This window comes from Acidimicrobiales bacterium (assembly GCA_016716005.1).
GTDB lineage: Bacteria > Actinomycetota > Acidimicrobiia > Acidimicrobiales > JADJXE01 > JADJXE01.
Genome location: JADJXE010000001.1, coordinates 1284276 through 1301895 on the forward strand (window position 1 = coordinate 1284276; position 17620 = coordinate 1301895).

The following is a 17620-nucleotide window of genomic DNA, read 5'->3' on the forward strand; positions in this document are numbered from 1 at the left end:
GGCCACGGGCCGGCCGGGCGCGGGCTGCGACGAGGGGGGACGAGATGGCGAGCAGCGTGCTGGCTGAGGGCCTGTACTTCGGCGAGGGGCCGCGGTGGCACGACGGCCGCCTGTGGTTCAGCGACTTCTACGACCGGGCCGTCAAGACCGTGGATGCCACCGGCACCGTCGAGACCGTGGTCGAGACGCCGGGCCAGCCGTCAGGCCTCGGGTGGCTCCCCGACGGTCGGCTGCTGCTGGTGTCGATGCTCGATCGGCGGCTGCTCCGGCTCGACCCCGGCGGCCTGGCGGAGCACGCCGACCTGTCGTCGATCGCCACCTTCCACGCCAACGACATGGTGGTCGACGCCGGCGGGCGGGCCTACGTCGGCAACTTCGGGTTCGACCTCGACGCCTTCATGGCCGAGCACGGCATCCCCGGGCTGCTCGCCGACCCCGGACCGCCCACCGCAGCCCTCGCCCGCGTCGAGCCCGACGGCACGGTCCACGTCGCCGCCGAGGGGATGAAGTTCCCCAACGGCTCGGTGATCACCCCCGACGGCGCCACCCTGATCGTGGCCGAGACGATCGCCATGCGGCTGACCGCCTTCGACATCGCGGCCGACGGCTCCCTCTCCGACCGCCGGGTGTGGGCCGACATCCCGGGCATCGCGCCCGACGGCATCTGCCTCGACGCCGAGGGCGCGGTGTGGGTGGCCAACGCGCTCGGGGCCGAGTGCGCCCGTGTGCACGAGGGCGGCGAGGTGTCCGAGCGGGTCGAGGTGAGCCAGCCCTGCTACGCCTGCATGCTGGGAGGCGACGACGGCACCACGCTGTTCGCGCTCACCGCGGCCACCTCCGTCGCCGCCGAGGCCGCCAGGGCCCGGACGGGGAGGGTGGAGACCGCCCGGGCCGCCGTCCCGCACGCCGGACGCCCCTGAGCCGGGCCTCAGCGCTCGTCGAGCAGGGCGGCCCGCACCTCGGCGCAGGCGGCTCCCAGCTCGTCGGGGCCGGCGCCGAGGGTGGCGAAGCGCCAGCGCAGGTGGGCCAGCCCGGCCTGGGCGACGATCCGCTTCTCGTTCAGGGCCCACTCGCCCCGGGCCGCCAGCCGGGCATGGGCCTCCTCCATCACCGCCCGGGCCAGGTTGCCGGCGCACCCGAGGGGATCGCCCTGGGCCGCGAACGCGGCCTCGGCGAACCCCACCGACAGCAACGCGGCGCTGTGCCACTCGTGGTGCGCCGTGCGCCGGAGCGGATCGGGGAAGTCCGGCCGCGGCAGCGCCCCCGCGAGCACCCGGCAGCGCGCCAGCTCGCCCACGACCAGGTAGGTCGGCACGCCCGCCAGGTGGAAGGGCAGGCGCTCGATGGCGAAGCGGCCGGCTCGGGCCTCCGTCCACCAGCGCTCCACGTCGTCGAGGTCGCGGTAGACCAGGTCGACCCGGCGGCCGTCCACGTCGAGCCAGGCGCCGCCGTTCATCACCCCGCCCCCCCAGTCGCCCGGGGCGAACACCTGCCCGGAGAAGCCGAGGCCGCGGACGCCCTCCACGTCGAGGCGGCCGCGGTAGTAGATACCGAGATCCCAGTCGCTGTCGGGGCGGTGCTCGCCCCACGCACGCGAACCCCCCAGGGCCACCGCCACCACGCCCCGCACCCCGGCCAGCCGCTCCGCCAGGTCGCGCAGGAACCCCTCGTCGTCGACGCCGGCACGGCGCCGCAGGATGTCGCGGAAGTCGTCGCTCACGGCGGGCTGCCCGCCGACCCGCCGGTGGTGGTCACTCGGAACGGTTCGCCGCCGTACCGGTCGACGCTCGTGAACTCCTCGACCTCCCGGCGACGCAGGCGGGTGACCTGGCGGACCGGCCACCCCAGCGCGACCACGGCCGCCAGCGCGACCCCGTCGGGCATGCCCAGCACCTCCTTGGCGGCCGGCTCCTCGCGGCAGAGGAACGTGGTCATCACCCCTCCCAGGCCCTCGTTGCGGGCCGCCAGCAGCAGGTTCTGCACGAAGGGGTAGATCGACCCGCCGCCCACGATGCTCTGACGGTCGAGCCCGGCGTCGAGCACCGCCAGCGCGCCGAGCTCGACGGTGACCACCAGGAGCACGGGCACCGCGTCGAGGTCGTCGACGAACTTGGCCGGCCGATCGACGGCGCGCGCCGCCTCGAGGTCGACGGCGGGGCCGGGCCAGCGCCCTCCCTCGGTGGGGGCGAACGGGACGACCCCGGCCTCGAGGTGCGCCACGTACTCCCGCCACCCCAGCCGGGCCAGGTCGCGCAGGCGGCGGCGGACGGCGGGGTCGCGCACCACGATCACCCGCCAACCCTGGCGGTTCCCCCCGCTGGGCGCGAAGCGCGCCAGGTCGAGGACCCGGTGCAGCACGTCGTCGGGCACGGGGTCGGGAGCGAACTCCCGGGCCGCACCGGACGTCCTCATCACCTCTCGGAGATCCACCGCACCTCCATCGGACGGGAGCCGGCACACACGTACGACTTGGAACAGACGTCGTCGATCATCGGTGCTGTTCCCACCGGTCTCAGCTCCCCTGGAGGATCTCATGTCCGCCGCTCCGCCTGCTGAGCAGGGCGGGCCGCCCACTACCCTCGGCCCGGTGCTCGAGGTCCGGCGGCTCCACAAGCGCTTCGGCGACGTGGTGGCCCTCGACGGCGTGTCGTTCTCGGTGGACGACGGCCAGATGGTCGGCTTCCTCGGCCCCAACGGGTCGGGCAAGACCACCACCATGCGTGCCGTGATGGGGCTGATCACCCTCGACGAGGGCGAGATCCTCTGGGAGGGCCGCCCGATGACGGCCGACGACCGGCGCCGGTTCGGGTACATGCCCGCCGAGCGCGGCATGTACCCCAAGATGCGGGTGCGGGAGCACGTGGTCTACTTCGCTCGGCTCGCCGGGCTCGGCCCCCGGGATGCGGGGCAGGCCGCCGACCGGTGGTTGGAGCGCCTGGGCCTGGCCGACCGCCACGACACCGAGGTGCAGCGCCTCTCCAGCGGCAACCAGCAGCGCGTGCAGCTGGCGCTGGCGCTCGTGCACGACCCGACGCTGCTCATCCTCGACGAGCCGTTCTCCGGCCTCGACCCCCTCGCCGCCGACACCATGCAGCAGATCCTCCGCGAGCGCGTGGCCGACGGCGCCGGCGCCCTCTTCTCGAGCCACCAGCTCGACCTGGTCGAAGACGTGAGCCAGGACGTCGTGATCATCGACGAGGGCCGCGTGGTGCTCTCGGGCGACGTCGACGCGCTCCGGGCCGCCTCGCCGGTGCGGTACCTCGACGTGGACGTCGAGGGCGCCCGCGAACCCTGGGCCGATCGCGTCCCCGGGGCCGAGCAGGTCGACGACGGGGGACGCGAGCACGGTCGGCGAGTCCGTCTCCGCGTCCCCCGGGATGCCGACCCCCGGGTTGCCCTGGACGCGGCCGGACGGGCCGGGCAGGTGGTCAGCTTCAGCTTCTCCCCCCCAGGTCTCTCCGAGGTCTTCCGCGACGCGGTGGCGGAGCGGTGAGCTCGTCGGAGATCGTGCGGCTGGTGGCCGGCCGCGAGATCCGCCAGCGCCTCCCCAGCCGGGCGTTCAAGGTCACCACCGCGCTGCTCGTGCTGCTGGTGCTGGGCGCCGGCTTCCTGGGCCGCGTGGCCAACGGCAGCGACCGCACGGTCACGTACGACCTCGGGGTCGTGGGCGCCGCCCCGGCCACGCTCGAGGCGGCGCTGGCCCAGGCCGCGCTCGCCTTCGACGCCACGGTCGACCTGCAACCGGCAGACAGCCTGCCGACCGCCGAGGAGGCGCTCGACGCGGGCCGCGTCGACGCCGTCCTCGTGCTCTCGCCGACCGAGCTGGTGTGGAAGGCCGAGCCCGAGGCCACCCTGCAGGGCATCGTCACCAGCGCCGTCCGCACCGTCGACGTGCTGGGAGCGGCCCAGCAGGCCGGCCTGTCGCCCTCCGAGGCGTCGCAGCTGCTGAACCCGCCTCCGCTGGACCAGCGCTCGCTCGTCCCCCCCGACCCCGACGCCGCGGTGAAGCAGGTCACCGGCTGGGCGACCGCGTTCATGCTGTCGCTCATCATCAGCATCTACGGCGGGTACCTCCTGGTGGGGGTGATCGAGGAGAAGTCGTCGGCCGTCGTCGAGGTGCTCCTGGCGCACGTGCGCTCGTGGCAGCTGCTCGCCGGGAAGGTGGTCGGCATCGGCGCGGTGGCCCTGGTGCAGGTGGCCGCCATGGTTGCCGCCGGCGCGGTCGCGCTGCGCGTCTCGGGCGTCTCGGTGCCGGGCTCGGTGCTGGTGTCGCTCCCCACCGTCCTCGTCTGGTTCGTGCTCGGCTTCGCCTTCTACGCCACGGTGTTCGCGGTGGCGGGCTCGCTCGTGAGCCGCCAGGAGGACGCCCAGGGCGTCAGCGCGCCGATCTCGATCGCGTTCGTCGCCGCCTACCTGGTGCTGTTCCAGGTGGCGGCCGAGCCGAGCAGCACCCTGGCCGTGGTGACCTCGCTCATCCCACCCCTGACACCGCTGCTCATGCCGGCGCGCATGGCTTCGGGCGAGGTGCCCCTCTGGCAGCCGCTCCTGGCGATCGCGCTCATGCTCGTAGCGATGTACGGCCTGCTCCGCCTGGGCGGCCGGATCTACTCCACGATGCTCCTGCACACCGGCGCCAAGGTGGGCTGGCGGGAGGCCCTCCGCCTGGCCAGGACCCCGTAGCGGTCAGCCCGTGAGCAACCGCTTGGCGATCACCACCCGCTGGACCTGGTTGGTGCCCTCGTAGATCTGGGTGATCTTGGCGTCGCGCATCATGCGCTCCACCGGGAACTCCTGGGTGTAGCCGTAGCCGCCGAGCAGCTGCACCGCGTCGGTCGTGACCTGCATGGCCACATCGGAGGCGAAGGCCTTGGCCATGGCGCCGACGACGGTGAGGTCGCCGTCGGGGTCACCCTCGTCGACGAGCGCGCACGCCTTGTAGACGAGGCTCCGGGCCGCCTCGAGCCGCATGGCCGCGTCGGCGACCATGAACTGCAGGCCCTGGAGCTCGGCGATGGGCCGGCCGAACGCCGTGCGCTCCCGCATGTAGCCGGTGGCGAAGTCGAGCGCCCCCTGCCCGAGGCCGACCGCCTGCGCGCCGATCCCCGGACGCGACCGGTCGAGGGTGTGCATGGCGACGACGAAGCCCTGGCCCTCCTCGCCGAGCCGGTTGCCCACGGGCACGCGCACCTCGTCCAGCACGATCTCCCCGGTGGGGCTGCCCTTCATCCCCATCTTCTTCTCGAGCTTGGCGACCCGCACGCCCCACTCGGCCTCGACCACGAAGGCGGAGATGCCCCGGTGCCCGGCCGCCGGATCGGTCTTGGCGAACACCACGTACACGTCGCTGATGCCGGCGTTGGTGATCCAGTACTTGGTGCCGGTGAGCACGTAGTGGTCGCCGTCGCGCACCGCCCGCGTGGTCATGGCCGCCACGTCGGAGCCCGCGTCGGCCTCGGACAGGCAGTAGCTGCCCTGGCTCTCGCCCGATGCCAGGCGGGGCAGGTAGCGGGCCTTCACCTCGTCGCTGCCCCAGTTGCGGATCGGCATCGACGCCAGGTCGGTGATCATCATGGTGAGGCTGGTGAACCCGCACACGCGCGCCAGCTCCTCGATGGCGATGGCGTGGGTGATCGAGTCGGCACCGGTGCCGCCGTACTCCTCGGGGAGGCTCAGCGCGGGGATCTCCATCTCGACGCAGGCCTTGAAGGCATCCCACGAGTACTCGCCGGTGCGGTCGATCTCCGCGGCGAGCGGCGCGATGCGGTCCTCGGCGAACCGGCGCATCACCCGCCGGAACTCTCTCTGCTCGGGCGTCAGGGTCATCGGCTGCATGGCGCCAGTGTCGCGCCGGTCGGGGCGGGGCCGGACCGCTCAGCCCCCGGCCGCTCCCGACGTCCCGAGATGGTCGAGCAGGAGCCGGTCGAGCAGTTCGGGCGCCTGCTCGGCGATCCAGTGGCCCACCCCCTCGAACACCTCGAACCGGTAGGGCCCGTCGACGTGCTCGGCGGTCCACTCGGCCGCCTCGCGACCGAGGGCCGGATCGTCGGTGCTCCAGCAGAACATCGTGGGCGTCGTGATGGGCCCGAGCCCCTCCACCAGGGTGAGGTCGGCGGCCCGGTACCAGTTCAGGGCGGCCTGCATGGCCTCCTGCGTACCCAGAGCCCGCACGTACTCGACGACCTGGTCCTCGGGCAGCCCGGTGGCGAGGAACAGCTGCTTCAGGCCGGCAGCCCCGTCGGCCACGAGGAAGGCGGCGGCGTCGGCCGAGCGGAAGAAGTCGATGTAGGCCGAGCGGCCGGCCTGGTCGGCGCCCCCCTCGCCGGCCAGCGCCCGGCCGAACGCCAACGGGTGCGGCACCGACAGGATCGTGAGGGTCCGCAGCCGCTCCGGGTGCCGGCCGGCCACCTGCCAGGCAACCGCCGCGCCCCAGTCGTGACCCACCAGGTGGAAGCGCGCCGCGCCCAGGGCATCGGCCAGGGCGAGCACGTCGCCGACCAGGCTCAGCGACCGGTAGGCCTCCACCTCGGCCGGGCGGGCCCCCGGCGAGTAGCCCCGCTGGTCGGGCGCCACCGCCCGGTACCCGGCCGCGCCCAGCACGGGGAGCTGGTGGCGCCACGACCACGACGTCTGCGGGAACCCGTGCAGCAGCAGCACCAGCTCGCCGTCGTCGGGCCCGGCGACGAGAGCGTCGAAGGTGAGGCCGCCGACGGTGATCTCCAGGTGCTCGAGGTCGCTCATCGGGCCGACCCTACGCCCCGACCCGGACGTGGGGCCGACCGGCTCAGGGACGCCGGCCGAAGAGGTGGAGCAGCCGGGTCTGCGGATCGGCCCCCGGAGGCGACGCCACCGGCGGCGCGAAGTACTGGGGCATCTGGGCCAACAGCGCGGCGTAGGGCTCGGCCCAGCCGAGCACCGCGTCGACCAGCCCGGGATCGAGGCGCTCGTCGGCACCCACGGCCCGGGCCAGGTCCCACGCGTGCACGACCAGGTCGGCGAGGCGCTGCCAGGCGTAGTCGGCGCCGGGCACGTCGCCCATGGAGAGGTGCACCGTGCGCTCCAGCGCACCCGGCTCCTCGAACGCCTCGCACGCGGCCTCGGCCGCCGGGGCGAACGCCACGGCCGGGTCGTCGCCGAGCAGGTCGCCGTCGAAGCGGTCGCCGACGTCGGCCATGGTGGCCCCGCCCACGATGGCCGGCACCCAGAGGTTCTCGCCGTGGTTGTGCGACACCAGCGCCCGCACGTCCCAGGCCGTGCAGGGCGTGGGCTCGTGCCACCGATCGGGGGCGACGCCGTGCACCAGGGCGGTGAAGGCCGCCGCGGCGCGCCGGTGCCGGGCGGCCAGCTCGGCGGAGGGCTCGGCGGCGGGCACGGCCACGGCGCGCCTACTCGCCCACGAGGGGGCGCCAGCCCGTGGCCCGGCGCTGGCGGAGAGCCTCGGGGGTGAGCCGAAGGACCTCGTCGGGCACCCGGTCGACCAGCTCGCGGAGCTCCCAGTAGTGGTGGAAGCTGGCCACCCCTTCGAACAGACGGCGGCGCAGCGCCACCAGCTCCGGGTCCGGCTCCTCGTCGAGGTAGCCCCACACGGTGAAGGCGACGTCGAGGTCGTGGATCACGGGCGCCCGCCCGAACAGCGACGCCCGCTTGAGGGCGACCCCCACCCCGCCGGCCACCACGTCGTCGCCGTGCTCGCCGGCCTGCAGCCGCAGGCGGTCGTCGAAGCGGTGGACGAGCCGCAGGGCATAGCCCTGGTCGGGGCCCTGGCTGCCGAGGAGCGGGCCGGTGGGCTGGCCGGCCTCGAGGTCGGCGGGGCGGTCGGCCGTCCACTCCTCGGGGACGTGGTCGGGCGACTCGTAGGCGCGGGGCTTGACCGCGGGAGGGACGGGGACGTACTCGGGGGCAGCCATGGGGTCAACGCTCCGTGACAGGGTCGTCGGCGTGCAGGAGGCCGTACAGGATCGAGTCGAGCAGGGCTCGCCACGACGCCTCGATGATGTTCTCCGAGACGCCGATGGTGGTCCAGGTGCGCACCCCGTCGGTGGAGTCGATGAGCACCCGGGTCACCGCGCCGGTGCCCTTCGACGTGTCGAGGACGCGCACCTTGAAGTCGGTCAGGTGCACCCGGCCGAGCTGCGGGTAGCGGCTCTCGATCGCCATCCGCAGGGCCGCGTCGAGGGCGTTGACCGGGCCGTTGCCCTCGGCGGTGCGGATGACCCGCTCGCCGCCCACGTGCACCTTCACGGTGGCCTCGGTGGTGAAGCCCTCCTCGGCCAGCTCGTCGGTGATCACCCGGAACGACTCCACCGAGAACCAGTCCTGCTCCCAGCCGCCGGCCCGGCGCATGAGGAGCTCGAGCGAGCCGTCGGCGGCCTCGAAGTGGTAGCCCTCGTGCTCCAGGTGCTTCAGCGACTCGACCACCTGGCCGAGCTCCTTGCCGCCCAGCTCGAGGCCGAGCTCGGCCGCCTTCAGCTGGAGGGTGGAGCGGCCCGCCAGCTCGGAGACCACGAAGCGGGTGCCGTTGCCGACGGTGTCGGGGGACACGTGCTCGTAGGCATCGCGGCGGCGGGCGATGGCCGACACGTGGAGCCCGGCCTTGTGGGCGAAGGCCGACGCCCCCACGTAGGGCGCCTGCGGGTTCGGCGAGATGTTCACCAGCTCGGCGATGTGGTGGCTGACGGGGGTGAGCAGCTGCAGCCGGTCGTCGGGCAGGGTGCGGACGCCCATCTTCAGGGTGAGGTTCGGGATGATCGTCGACAGGTTGCAGTTGCCGGTGCGCTCGCCGTACCCGTTGATGGTCCCCTGCACGTGGCGGGCACCGCCACGCACACCGGCCAGGGCGTTGGCCACGCCGCAGCCGGTGTCGTCGTGCAGGTGCACGCCGACCTTGACGTCATCGCCGAAGTGCCGGACGATCCCGCCCACGATGTGCTCCACCTCGTGCGGGAGCGACCCGCCGTTGGTGTCGCAGAGCACCAGGGTGCCGGCACCCCGCTGGGCCGCCGCCTCCAGCACCCGAAGGCTGAACTCCGGGTTGCGCTTGTAGCCGTCGAAGAAGTGCTCCGCGTCGAACAGCACCTCGAGGCCCGCGGCCCGGAGGAACTCGACGGAGTCGGCGACCATGGCCACGCCCTCGTCGAGCGTGGTCCGGAGGGCCTCGGTGACGTGGTAGTCCCAGCACTTGCCCACGATGCAGACGGCCGACACGTTGGCCTTCACCAGGTGGGCCAGGGTCTCGTCGTCGTCGACCTTGCCCTTCACCCGGCGGGTCGAGCCGAAGGCCACCAGCGTGCTCGCCCTGAGGTCGAGCTCGGCCGGGGCCCGCCGGAAGAACTCCTCGTCCTTGGGGTTGGCGCCCGGCCAGCCCCCCTCGATGTAGTGCACGCCGAGCTGGTCGAGCTGCTCGGCGATGCGCAGCTTGTCGTCGACGGTGAGCGAGATGCCTTCGAGCTGGCTCCCGTCGCGCAGGGTGGTGTCGAAGATCTCCACGGCGTCGGGCTGGAGCGCGGAGCGCTCGGCCAGCACGACGCCGGCGGTGCCGTCAGTCGTCGACATGTTCGAGCCACTCCTTGTAGCGGTCGACGGTGCCCCGAACGGCCGCGAAGTACGTCTCCTGGATGTGGCGGGTGATGGGGCCGGGGTCGCCGATCTCGCGGTCGTCGACCGCCCGGATCGGGACCACCTCGGCGGCCGTCCCGGAGAGGAAGGCCTCGTCGGCCAGGTACAGGTCGGTGCGGAGCAGGTTGTCCTCGACCAGCTCGTAGCCGTGGTCGCGCGCGATCACCATCACGCTGTCACGGGTGATGCCCTCGAGGGCGCCGGCGCTCACCGGTGGGGTGATGATCCGGCCCTTCTTCACCACGAACAGGTTCTCGCCGGTGCACTCCGACACGTAGCCCTGCGGGTTGAGGAGGATCGCCTCGTCGTACCCGGCCCGCAGCGCCTCCACCTTGGCCATCGACGAGTTCACGTAGTTGCCGGTGACCTTGGCCGCGGGGGGCATGGCGTTGGGGTCGTGGCGCTGCCACGAGCTCACCTTCATGCGCACGCCGTGGCGCAGGCCCTCCTCGCCGAGGTACGTGCCCCAGGGCCACACCGCGATGGCGGTCTCGACCTTGCACGGGAGCGGGTTGAGGCCCATCTCGCCGTAGCCGAGGAAGGCGATCGGCCGGATGTAGCAGGACTCGACCTGGTTGACCCGGATCGTCTCCTTGACCGCCTCGACCAGCTCCTCGACCGACCAGGGGATGTCGATGTGGATGACCTTGGCCGAGTCGTGGAGGCGCTGGATGTGGTCGGTGAGGCGGAACACGGCCGGGCCCCGGTCGGTCGCGTAGGCGCGGATGCCCTCGAACACGCCGCTGCCGTAGTGGAGCGTGTGCGTGAGCACGTGCACCCGGGCGTCGGCCCAGTCGACGAGCCCGCCGTCCATCCAGATCTTCTGCGTCGCCTCGATCGGCATCTCGTGTCCTCCCCTAGAGCCCAGCGGCGACGCGGTCGCCGATCTCGGTGGTGGTGCCCCCCTGCCCGGCCACGGCGCCGACGGCGGCACGGATCCGGCCCGCGGCCTCGGCTTCACCGAGGAACTCGAGCATCATGGCTGCCGACAGGATGGCGGCTCGTGGATCGGCCCGGCCCGTGCCCACGATGTCGGGGGCCGAGCCGTGGACCGGTTCGAACATCGAGGGGCCGGTGCGAGCAGGGTTGAGGTTGGCCGAGGCCGCCAGCCCGATCCCCCCCGACACGGCGCCGCCGAGGTCCGTGAGGATGTCGCCGAACAGGTTGTCGGTGACGATCACGTCGTACCGAGCGGGGTCCTGGACCAGGTGGATGCACGCCGCGTCGACGTGGTTGTACGCGGTGGTGACGGCCGGGAACTGGGCTCCCACCTCGTCGAAGGCGCGCTGCCACAGGTCGCCGGCGAAGGTGAGCACGTTGGTCTTGTGCACCAGGGTGAGGTGCCGGCGGGGCCGGCCGGCGGCCAGCTCGAACGCGAACCGCACGCAGCGCTCGACGCCCATGCGCGTGTTCACCGAGCCCTGGGTGGCGATCTCGTGTGGCGTGCCGCGGCGGAGGAACCCCCCCTCGCCGGCGTAGCTGCCCTCGGTGTTCTCGCGCACCACCGCGAAGTCGACCGAAGGCGGCAGGAGGAACGGGCGCAGGTTGACGTACAGGTCGAGCTCGAAGCGCATCTTCAGGAGCAGCCCTCGCTCCAGCACGCCCGGTGGCACCTCGGGCGTGCCGACGGCCCCCAGGAAGATGGCGTCGAACCCGCGCAGCTCGTCGAGCACGGAGTCGGGCAGCACCTCGCCGGTGCGGAGGTAGCGGGCGCCCCCGAGGTCGACGTCCACCGTGTCGAGCTCGACGCCCGCGGCGCGCGCGACGTCGAGGGCCACGGCCACGACCTCGGGGCCGATCCCGTCCCCTCCGATCACCGCGATGCGATGTGCCACCAGCTCCCCTGTTCGGTCCCAGAAATGAGAAGCCGTCCCCGAGGGGACGGCTTCGAGCGCACGCCGGGTTCGGGCGTGCGCTACGGAATGACGATGATGCTGCCGGCGGTGGGCCAGAGAGCGGACATCGCCGTCCAGTGTCCCGCGGGGCCGTCGGGCAGTCAACCCGCGCCGAGCAGCCCGGTAGCCTGGCACCGTGAGCGATGCCCCGCACGTGCACCACCTGTCCGCGACCGCGCACGACCGGCTGCAGGCCGAGCTCCACGACCTGACCACCCGCGGCCGGGTCGAGATCGCCCGCCACATCGAGCGGGCACGCGAGCTCGGCGACCTGTCCGAGAACGGTGACTACCAGGCCGCCAAGGAGCAGCAGGGCATGATGGAGGGCCGGATCCGCCACCTCGAGGCCCTGCTGCGCGATGCCGTCATCGTCGAGGCCGGAGGCTCCGAGACCGTGCGGGTCGGGTCGGTGGTCGTCGTGCGCTACGAGGGCGACGCCGACGACGAGACCGAGCGCTACCTCGTCGGTTCGGTCGAGGAGCGCCACGACGACCTCGACGTGGTCTCCCCCGGCTCCCCGCTGGGTCGGGCCCTGCTCGACCGCAGCACCGGCGACGTCGTGGAGTTCGAGGCGCCCAACGGCGCCCTCAAGGTCGAGATCGTCGACGTCGAGGGCTGAGCGGGGTCCGGCCCGATGACCGCGGACGCCACCGCACGGCCCCTCGCACCGCCCCTGCCGCCGGGCCGGCGCGTCGAGCTCCCCGGGCGCGGCACCACCTTCGTGCGCGAGCTCCCCGGCCCTCCCGGCGCGCCCGTCGTGGTGCTCCTCCACGGCTGGACGGCCAGCGCCGACCTCAACTGGTTCCCCTCGTACTTCCCCCTCGCCCGCCGCTACCGGGTGCTCGCGCTCGACCACCGCGGCCACGGCCGGGGCATCCGCTCGCGCCGGCCGTTCCGCCTCGAGGACTGCGCCGACGACGTCGCCGCCCTGGCCAACGTGCTCGGGATCGAGCGGTTCGTGGCCGTGGGCTACTCGATGGGGGGGCCCATCGCCCAGCTCGTGTGGCACCGCCACCCCCACCACGTTCAGGGCGTGGTGCTGTGCGCCACCGCCCGGAGCTTCGCGGCCACCACCGAGGAGCGGGTGTGGTTCGCGGGTCTGGGCACCATGGCCTGGGCCAGCCGGCTCACGCCGGCGGCCGCCCAGCGGCGGATGGCGAGCCGGCTCCTCAGCCGCAAGCCCGAGCGCGGGTTCGGGGCCTGGGCCCTCGACGAGGTCCACCACAACGACTGGACCAAGATCCTCGAGGCCGGGCGGGCCATCGGCCGATTCTCGTCCCGGGAGTGGATCGGCGGCCTCGACGCGCCGGCCGCCGTGGTGATCACCACCGGCGACCGCGTCGTGCCACCGCGGCGCCAGCAGCGCCTGGCCGAGTCGATCCCCGGCGCGGCGGTGTTCGAGGTGGCCGGCGACCACGACGTGTGCGTGATGCAGCCCGGCCTGTTCGTCCCCACCCTGGTCGAGGCCGTCGAGTCGGTGCTGGAGCGGGTGCCGGTGGGGTCCCGGGGCACCTAGAACGCCTGTGTCGGCGGGGCGGGGCCGAGCACGGTCGTGGCCAGCACGCTGTTGCCGGCCGGGTCGGTGGGCGTCGTCACCGTGGTCCAGCGGGTCTGGGTGGTGCTCTGCCCCACCTGCGGCGTCCCGGAGGTTCGGGCGCCCAGCACGATGGTCACCTGCGAGCCGCTCATGGTCATCACCGAGGGCACGCCGGCGGACCCGAAGTTGGCGGCGGTGCCGCTGACGTAGCGGTTGCGCAGGTCCCACGTGCCCAGCGGGAGCTGGGCGCTCGAGCTGGCGTTGCGCACGGTCACGAGAGACCGATTCGCTGCGGTCACCCGGACCACCACGTTGGTGGCCGAGCCGTTCCACCCCGACAGGATCGTGGACGGGTCGAGCGGCTCCGAGAAGGTGAGGGTGAGCGTGTCGCCCTGCTCCACGAGGCCGGCCGTCCCGGCGTTGGTGGTCGCGGCCGACACGCCGACCGGGCGGGTGTTGTCCACCAACACCACGAAGCCCAGGGTGGTCGACGCGTTGGCGGCCACGTCGATCGCCGTGACCGAGTACGTGCGCGTGCCCTCCGCCAGCGGGTTGCCGGCCGTCAGGGTGCCGCTGGCGTAGTTGTACGAGACGCCGGCCACGGTGTACGAGCCGGCGGTCATGACCACGGCGGTCTGGCCGGGGGTGACGGCGCTCACGTCGGCCCGCACCGTGGCGATGCCGGTCGGGGGGTTCCCGGCGTCGACCACGTTGGCGTACACCCGGTACGTGCGACCCTGGCCGATCGCGCCCCCGAGGCCGCCGGCCGTCTTCTGGATCACGGCCGCCGTGACCGAGGGCGGGGCGAAGTCGGAGGCGGCGCTGAAGGTGCCGCTGGCGCCCGTCGCCGAGGTGAACGCGGCGAGGGCCGAGCCGACGAGCGGCCCGGCCAGGATCGCGGCGGCGGCGCCGGCCGCGGCCAGGGCTCGTCGCAGTCGGCGCCGCATCCGGCTCACCGCGGGGGCACGACCCCCAGGGCCAGCGCACGCGCCTCGCGGCGGGCCCGCACCTCCCAGGGATGGTGCTCGGGCAGCAGGGCGTAGCGGGCCAGCCAGGCGCACAGGGCCGCCGCTGCGGCCACCAGGGCCAGCGCCGACCAGCGCCGCTCCGATGCCAGGGTCATGGGGGCGCCCGCGAAGGGCACCACGGCCACCGCCCGGCCGACCACGTCGACGAGGGCGACCGGCACCTGGTCCTGCGTCCCGTTGGCGTCGCCCTTGGTGATCACCTCCTGGCCGCGCACCTCGACCACCCGGTGGGTGCGCAGCGCCCCGCTCTCGGGGGCGCGGAAGGTGATCACCTGGCCCGGCCGGAGGCGGTCTGCCCGGGCCGGGTCGACCAGCACCACGTCGCCGACGCGCAGCGCCGGCTCCATCGACGTCGACGTGATGACCGTCGGGCTCCAGCCCAGCACGACCGCCGGCACCAGGGCCGCGACGGCCAGCACGACCCCCGTCAGCAGCCCGATCAGCGCCACCAGACCGGCGTAGAAGCGGACCTCGGCCCCGACCGAGCGAGTCGGTCGGGGCCGGGTGCCGTCGTGTGCCGTGGAGGGGATCACGTCACCGGACCGGTCAGCTCTGGGCTTCCCAGGTGAACACCGCGGTGGCGTTCAGGCCCTGGGCCAGGTTGTTGTCGGCCAGCGCGACGGTGAAGCGGAAGGTGCGGGCGTCGTTGGTGGCGGCGGCGGTGAAGCCGGTGGCGCCGTTGACGTAGTTGGTGTGGGCCGAGGAGAAGCCCGCCAGCGTGCCCGAGTAGACGGTGGACGAGGCCGAGAAGCCCGTGCAGCTGGCGAACGAGCCGCCGGTGCCGACCTCGACGGTGGTGTTCAGGTACTGCGCCAGGCCGGTGCCGGCGCTGGTGCCGTAGAGCTTCACCACCGACGGGGTGATCGAGCCCTGGTACGTGACCGTGATGCACTTCGTCAGCGTGTCGCCGGGCTTCAGGTTCGACGCGTTGAACATGACGTTCGCGCTGTCGTCGTCGACGAGCGCCACCGTGCCGGCCGAGAAGCTGTTGCCGTTGTTCTCCGTCGTCGCCGTGAACGCGGCCTGCGATCTGCTGAAGATCGCCACGGCGCCGATCACCACGGCCGCGACCACGGCCAGCAACCGGACGAGCGATCCCCGGCCGGCCCGTCGCCGACCACGACGCCGGCCCGTTCGGTTGGAGGGGGGAGCGGTTTCCATGCCACCTGCTTTCGTCTGCCTGAACTGGACTGCCACCCTCTCGTCGGCGCCTCGCCGCCGCGACTTGAGGCCGCCACCGTGGGCCGTTCGACCCGTTTCGGGACCGCCGGGCGAGTTCGTGGCACACCGTCGGCTCCCCGGCTACGGTCCCCAGCGCAGAGCGGCCGGCCCACCGGTCGACCGGCGACCAACCGTGCGAACCCCCGGAGCCCCCGTGATCTCCCCGACCCGTCCCGGTGCCCTCGACCTCAACCGGGCCGCCGACCTGCTCGCCGCCCGCGTGCCGACGGCCCTCGCTCCCCTCGCCCGCCTCGCCTACAACTACCGCTGGACCTGGTGGAAGGGCGGCGACGAGCTGTTCGCCTCGATCGATCCGCACCGCTGGGAGCTGTGCGGCGCCAACCCGGTCCGGCTCCTGCAGGAGGTGCCCTTCTCCCACCTCGAGCGGATGGCGGCCGACACGGCGGCCGTGCGGCGGACCATGGTCGCCGAGCAGCGCCTCAGCACCGAGCTGGCCGCGCCCCTGGCCGACGTCGGCATCCCCGCCGAGCGGCCCGTGGCCTTCTTCTGCGCCGAGTACGCCGTGCACGCGTCGCTCCCCATCTACTCGGGAGGCCTGGGCGTGCTGGCCGGCGACCTGGTGAAGGCTGCGTCCGACCTGGGGCTCCCCCTGGTGGGCGTCGGGCTCTTCTACCGCCAGGGCTACTTCCGCCAGCGCCTCGACCCGTCCGGCTACCAGCACGAGTACTGGATCGAGAACGACCCCGAGCGGCTGCCCATCGCCCTGGTCACCGGCGACGACGGCGAGCCCCTCACGGTGACGGTTCAGGTGTGGGGCCGCTCGATCACCATCCAGATCTGGCGGGTCGAAGTGGGCCGGGTCCCCCTCTACCTGCTCGACACCGAGCGGTCCGACAACGAGCGCATCGACCGCTGGATCTGCTCGCGGCTCTACGTGGGCGACCGCCAGCTGCGCCTGGCCCAGTACGCGGTGCTCGGCCTGGGCGGGGTGCGGGCCCTCCGGGCCATGGGCATCGAGCCCTCCGTCGTCCACCTCAACGAGGGCCACGCTGCGCTGGCCCCCCTCGAGCTGGTGGCGCCGGCCACCGCCGACGGGGTGCCGTTCGAGGAGGCGCTGGCGACGGCCCGGCACCAGACCGTGTTCACGACCCACACGCCGGTGGCGGCGGGGAACGAGATGTACGAGGGAGAGGAGGTCGCCCGGGCGCTGTTCGCCCTGCCTCCCCACCTCCACACCGACATGGAGACCCTCCTCGCCCTCGGCCGCCTCCATGCCGACCAGCCGACGGAGCCCTCGGGCCTCACGTCCCTCGGCCTCCGCGTGGCCGGTGCGTCGAACGGTGTGAGCCGCCGCCACGGCGAGGTCGCCAGGCGCATGTGGCGGCCGCTGTACCCGGGGCTCGGGGTCGACGAGGTCCCGATCGGGCACATCACCAACGGCGTCCACCACCTCACCTGGATGGCCGGGCCCATGCGCGACCTGCTCGACGAGCACCTCGGCGAGGGGTGGGAGGGGGCCGCCGACGACCCGGCGACGTGGGCCCCGGTGATGCGCATCCCCGACGCCGAGGTGTGGCACGTGCGGTGCGAGCACCGGCGGGCCCTGCTCGAGTACGTCCGCGACCGCGCCATCACCGACCGGCTGGCCCGGGGCGAGCCCCTCGACTACGCCGAGGCCTCCCTGCAGGCGTTCAGCACCGACGACATCGTGGTCGGCTTCGCCCGCCGGCTGGCGTCGTACAAGCGCCTCCACCTGGTGGGCAGCGACCCCGTGCGCGCCCTGCAGCTCATCGACGGGGAGCAGCCGATGCAGCTCATCATCGCCGGCAAGGCCCACCCCTCCGACGACGAGGCCAAGCGCCTCATGCAGACGCTGTTCCGGCTCAAGAACGCGCCGCACGTGGCCGAGCGGGTCGCCTTCGTCGAGGACTACGGGATGGCCGAGGCGGCCCAGCTGGTCGCCGGCTGCGACGTCTGGCTGAACCTGCCCCGCCCCCCCATGGAGGCCAGCGGCACCAGCGGGATGAAGTCGGTCATGAACGGCGGGCTGCAGCTGTCGGTGCTCGACGGCTGGTGGGCGGAGGCCTACGGCGAGGTCGACGGCGTCGCCAACGGCTGGGCCATCGACGGCGACGAGAGCCCCGACCACGCCGAGCAGGACGCCCGGCACGGCCAGATGCTCTTCGACATCCTGCAGCACCAGGTGATCCCGATGTTCAACGAGCGCGACGACCGGGGCGTGCCCGTGCGGTGGGTGCGGATGGTGAAGGCGTCGCTGACCACCCTGGCCCCCCGGTTCAGCGCCGCCCGGATGCTGCGCGACTACGTGGACGTCTACGCCGCCGCGGCCGCACCGAAGTCCTGAT

Annotated in this window: 18 protein-coding genes; 6 read left to right on the forward strand and 12 right to left on the reverse strand. The window is 73.4% G+C overall.

The window, feature by feature from the left end; translation table 11 throughout:
• Positions 1-44: 44 nt before the first annotated feature.
• Positions 45-920, forward strand: a complete 876-nt coding sequence (locus IPM45_06265; protein ID MBK9179168.1) for an SMP-30/gluconolactonase/LRE family protein — start codon at positions 45-47, stop codon at positions 918-920.
• 8 nt (positions 921-928) lie between these two features.
• On the opposite strand, the gene IPM45_06270 is transcribed toward IPM45_06265, so the two are convergent.
• Together IPM45_06270 and IPM45_06275 are read right to left on the reverse strand one after the other, a co-directional pair.
• Positions 929-1696, reverse strand: a complete 768-nt coding sequence (locus IPM45_06270; GenBank protein MBK9179169.1) for a nucleotidyltransferase domain-containing protein — start codon at positions 1694-1696, stop codon at positions 929-931.
• Positions 1697-1716: 20 nt separating this feature from the next.
• Positions 1717-2430 carry a nitroreductase family protein gene (locus IPM45_06275; protein ID MBK9179170.1) on the reverse strand — a complete coding sequence of 238 codons (714 nt, stop codon included), beginning with the start codon at positions 2428-2430 and terminating at the stop codon, positions 1717-1719.
• Between the two features lie 157 nt (positions 2431-2587).
• Between IPM45_06275 and IPM45_06280 the strand changes: the two genes are divergently transcribed.
• Together IPM45_06280 and IPM45_06285 are read left to right on the forward strand one after the other, a co-directional pair.
• Positions 2588-3493, forward strand: coding sequence for an ATP-binding cassette domain-containing protein (locus tag IPM45_06280; protein MBK9179171.1), 906 nt, complete (start codon positions 2588-2590; stop codon positions 3491-3493).
• Positions 3490-4680 (forward strand): ABC transporter permease, encoded by a 1191-nt coding sequence (locus IPM45_06285; protein ID MBK9179172.1) that lies wholly within the window; start codon positions 3490-3492, stop codon positions 4678-4680. Before IPM45_06280 ends, IPM45_06285 begins: the two co-directional genes overlap by 4 nt.
• Before the next feature lie 3 nt (positions 4681-4683).
• Here IPM45_06285 and IPM45_06290 read toward each other — a convergent pair whose 3' ends face one another.
• Genes IPM45_06290 through IPM45_06320 form a run of 7 tightly spaced genes read right to left on the reverse strand, consistent with a single transcriptional unit; the run spans position 4684 to position 11753 of the window.
• A complete protein-coding gene (locus IPM45_06290; GenBank protein MBK9179173.1) occupies positions 4684-5823 on the reverse strand; it encodes an acyl-CoA dehydrogenase family protein in 1140 nt (379 codons plus the stop codon).
• Positions 5824-5871: 48 nt separating this feature from the next.
• Entirely contained in the window at positions 5872-6738 is an 867-nt protein-coding gene (locus IPM45_06295) for an alpha/beta hydrolase (GenBank protein MBK9179174.1), read from the reverse strand.
• 43 nt (positions 6739-6781) lie between these two features.
• Entirely contained in the window at positions 6782-7369 is a 588-nt protein-coding gene (locus IPM45_06300; protein ID MBK9179175.1) for a TIGR03086 family protein, read from the reverse strand.
• A gap of 13 nt (positions 7370-7382) precedes the next feature.
• Positions 7383-7904 (reverse strand): hypothetical protein, encoded by a 522-nt coding sequence (locus tag IPM45_06305; GenBank protein ID MBK9179176.1) that lies wholly within the window; start codon positions 7902-7904, stop codon positions 7383-7385.
• 4 nt (positions 7905-7908) lie between these two features.
• Positions 7909-9549 (reverse strand): citramalate synthase, encoded by a 1641-nt coding sequence (locus tag IPM45_06310; protein ID MBK9179177.1) that lies wholly within the window; start codon positions 9547-9549, stop codon positions 7909-7911.
• Positions 9536-10456, reverse strand: a complete 921-nt coding sequence (locus tag IPM45_06315; protein MBK9179178.1) for a branched-chain amino acid transaminase — start codon at positions 10454-10456, stop codon at positions 9536-9538. Before IPM45_06315 ends, IPM45_06310 begins: the two co-directional genes overlap by 14 nt.
• Positions 10457-10469: 13 nt before the next feature.
• Positions 10470-11753, reverse strand: a complete 1284-nt coding sequence (locus IPM45_06320; protein ID MBK9179179.1) for a 3-isopropylmalate dehydrogenase — start codon at positions 11751-11753, stop codon at positions 10470-10472.
• Between IPM45_06320 and IPM45_06325 the strand changes: the two genes are divergently transcribed.
• Both IPM45_06325 and IPM45_06330 read left to right on the forward strand, forming a co-directional pair.
• A complete protein-coding gene (locus tag IPM45_06325; protein MBK9179180.1) occupies positions 11644-12126 on the forward strand; it encodes a transcription elongation factor GreA in 483 nt (160 codons plus the stop codon). The genes IPM45_06320 and IPM45_06325 overlap by 110 nt on opposite strands.
• 15 nt (positions 12127-12141) lie before the next feature.
• Positions 12142-13023, forward strand: coding sequence for an alpha/beta hydrolase (locus IPM45_06330; protein MBK9179181.1), 882 nt, complete (start codon positions 12142-12144; stop codon positions 13021-13023).
• On the opposite strand, the gene IPM45_06335 is transcribed toward IPM45_06330, so the two are convergent.
• Genes IPM45_06335 through IPM45_06345 form a run of 3 tightly spaced genes read right to left on the reverse strand, consistent with a single transcriptional unit; the run spans position 13020 to position 15233 of the window.
• Positions 13020-13991, reverse strand: coding sequence for a hypothetical protein (locus tag IPM45_06335; protein MBK9179182.1), 972 nt, complete (start codon positions 13989-13991; stop codon positions 13020-13022). The two genes, IPM45_06330 and IPM45_06335, sit on opposite strands and share 4 nt — an antisense overlap.
• Before the next feature lie 5 nt (positions 13992-13996).
• Entirely contained in the window at positions 13997-14605 is a 609-nt protein-coding gene (locus IPM45_06340; protein ID MBK9179183.1) for a signal peptidase I, read from the reverse strand.
• 13 nt (positions 14606-14618) lie between these two features.
• Positions 14619-15233 carry a hypothetical protein gene (locus IPM45_06345; protein MBK9179184.1) on the reverse strand — a complete coding sequence of 205 codons (615 nt, stop codon included), beginning with the start codon at positions 15231-15233 and terminating at the stop codon, positions 14619-14621.
• Positions 15234-15447: 214 nt separating this feature from the next.
• Between IPM45_06345 and glgP the strand changes: the two genes are divergently transcribed.
• Positions 15448-17619, forward strand: a complete 2172-nt coding sequence (glgP, locus tag IPM45_06350; GenBank protein MBK9179185.1) for an alpha-glucan family phosphorylase — start codon at positions 15448-15450, stop codon at positions 17617-17619.
• Position 17620 lies beyond the last annotated feature (1 nt).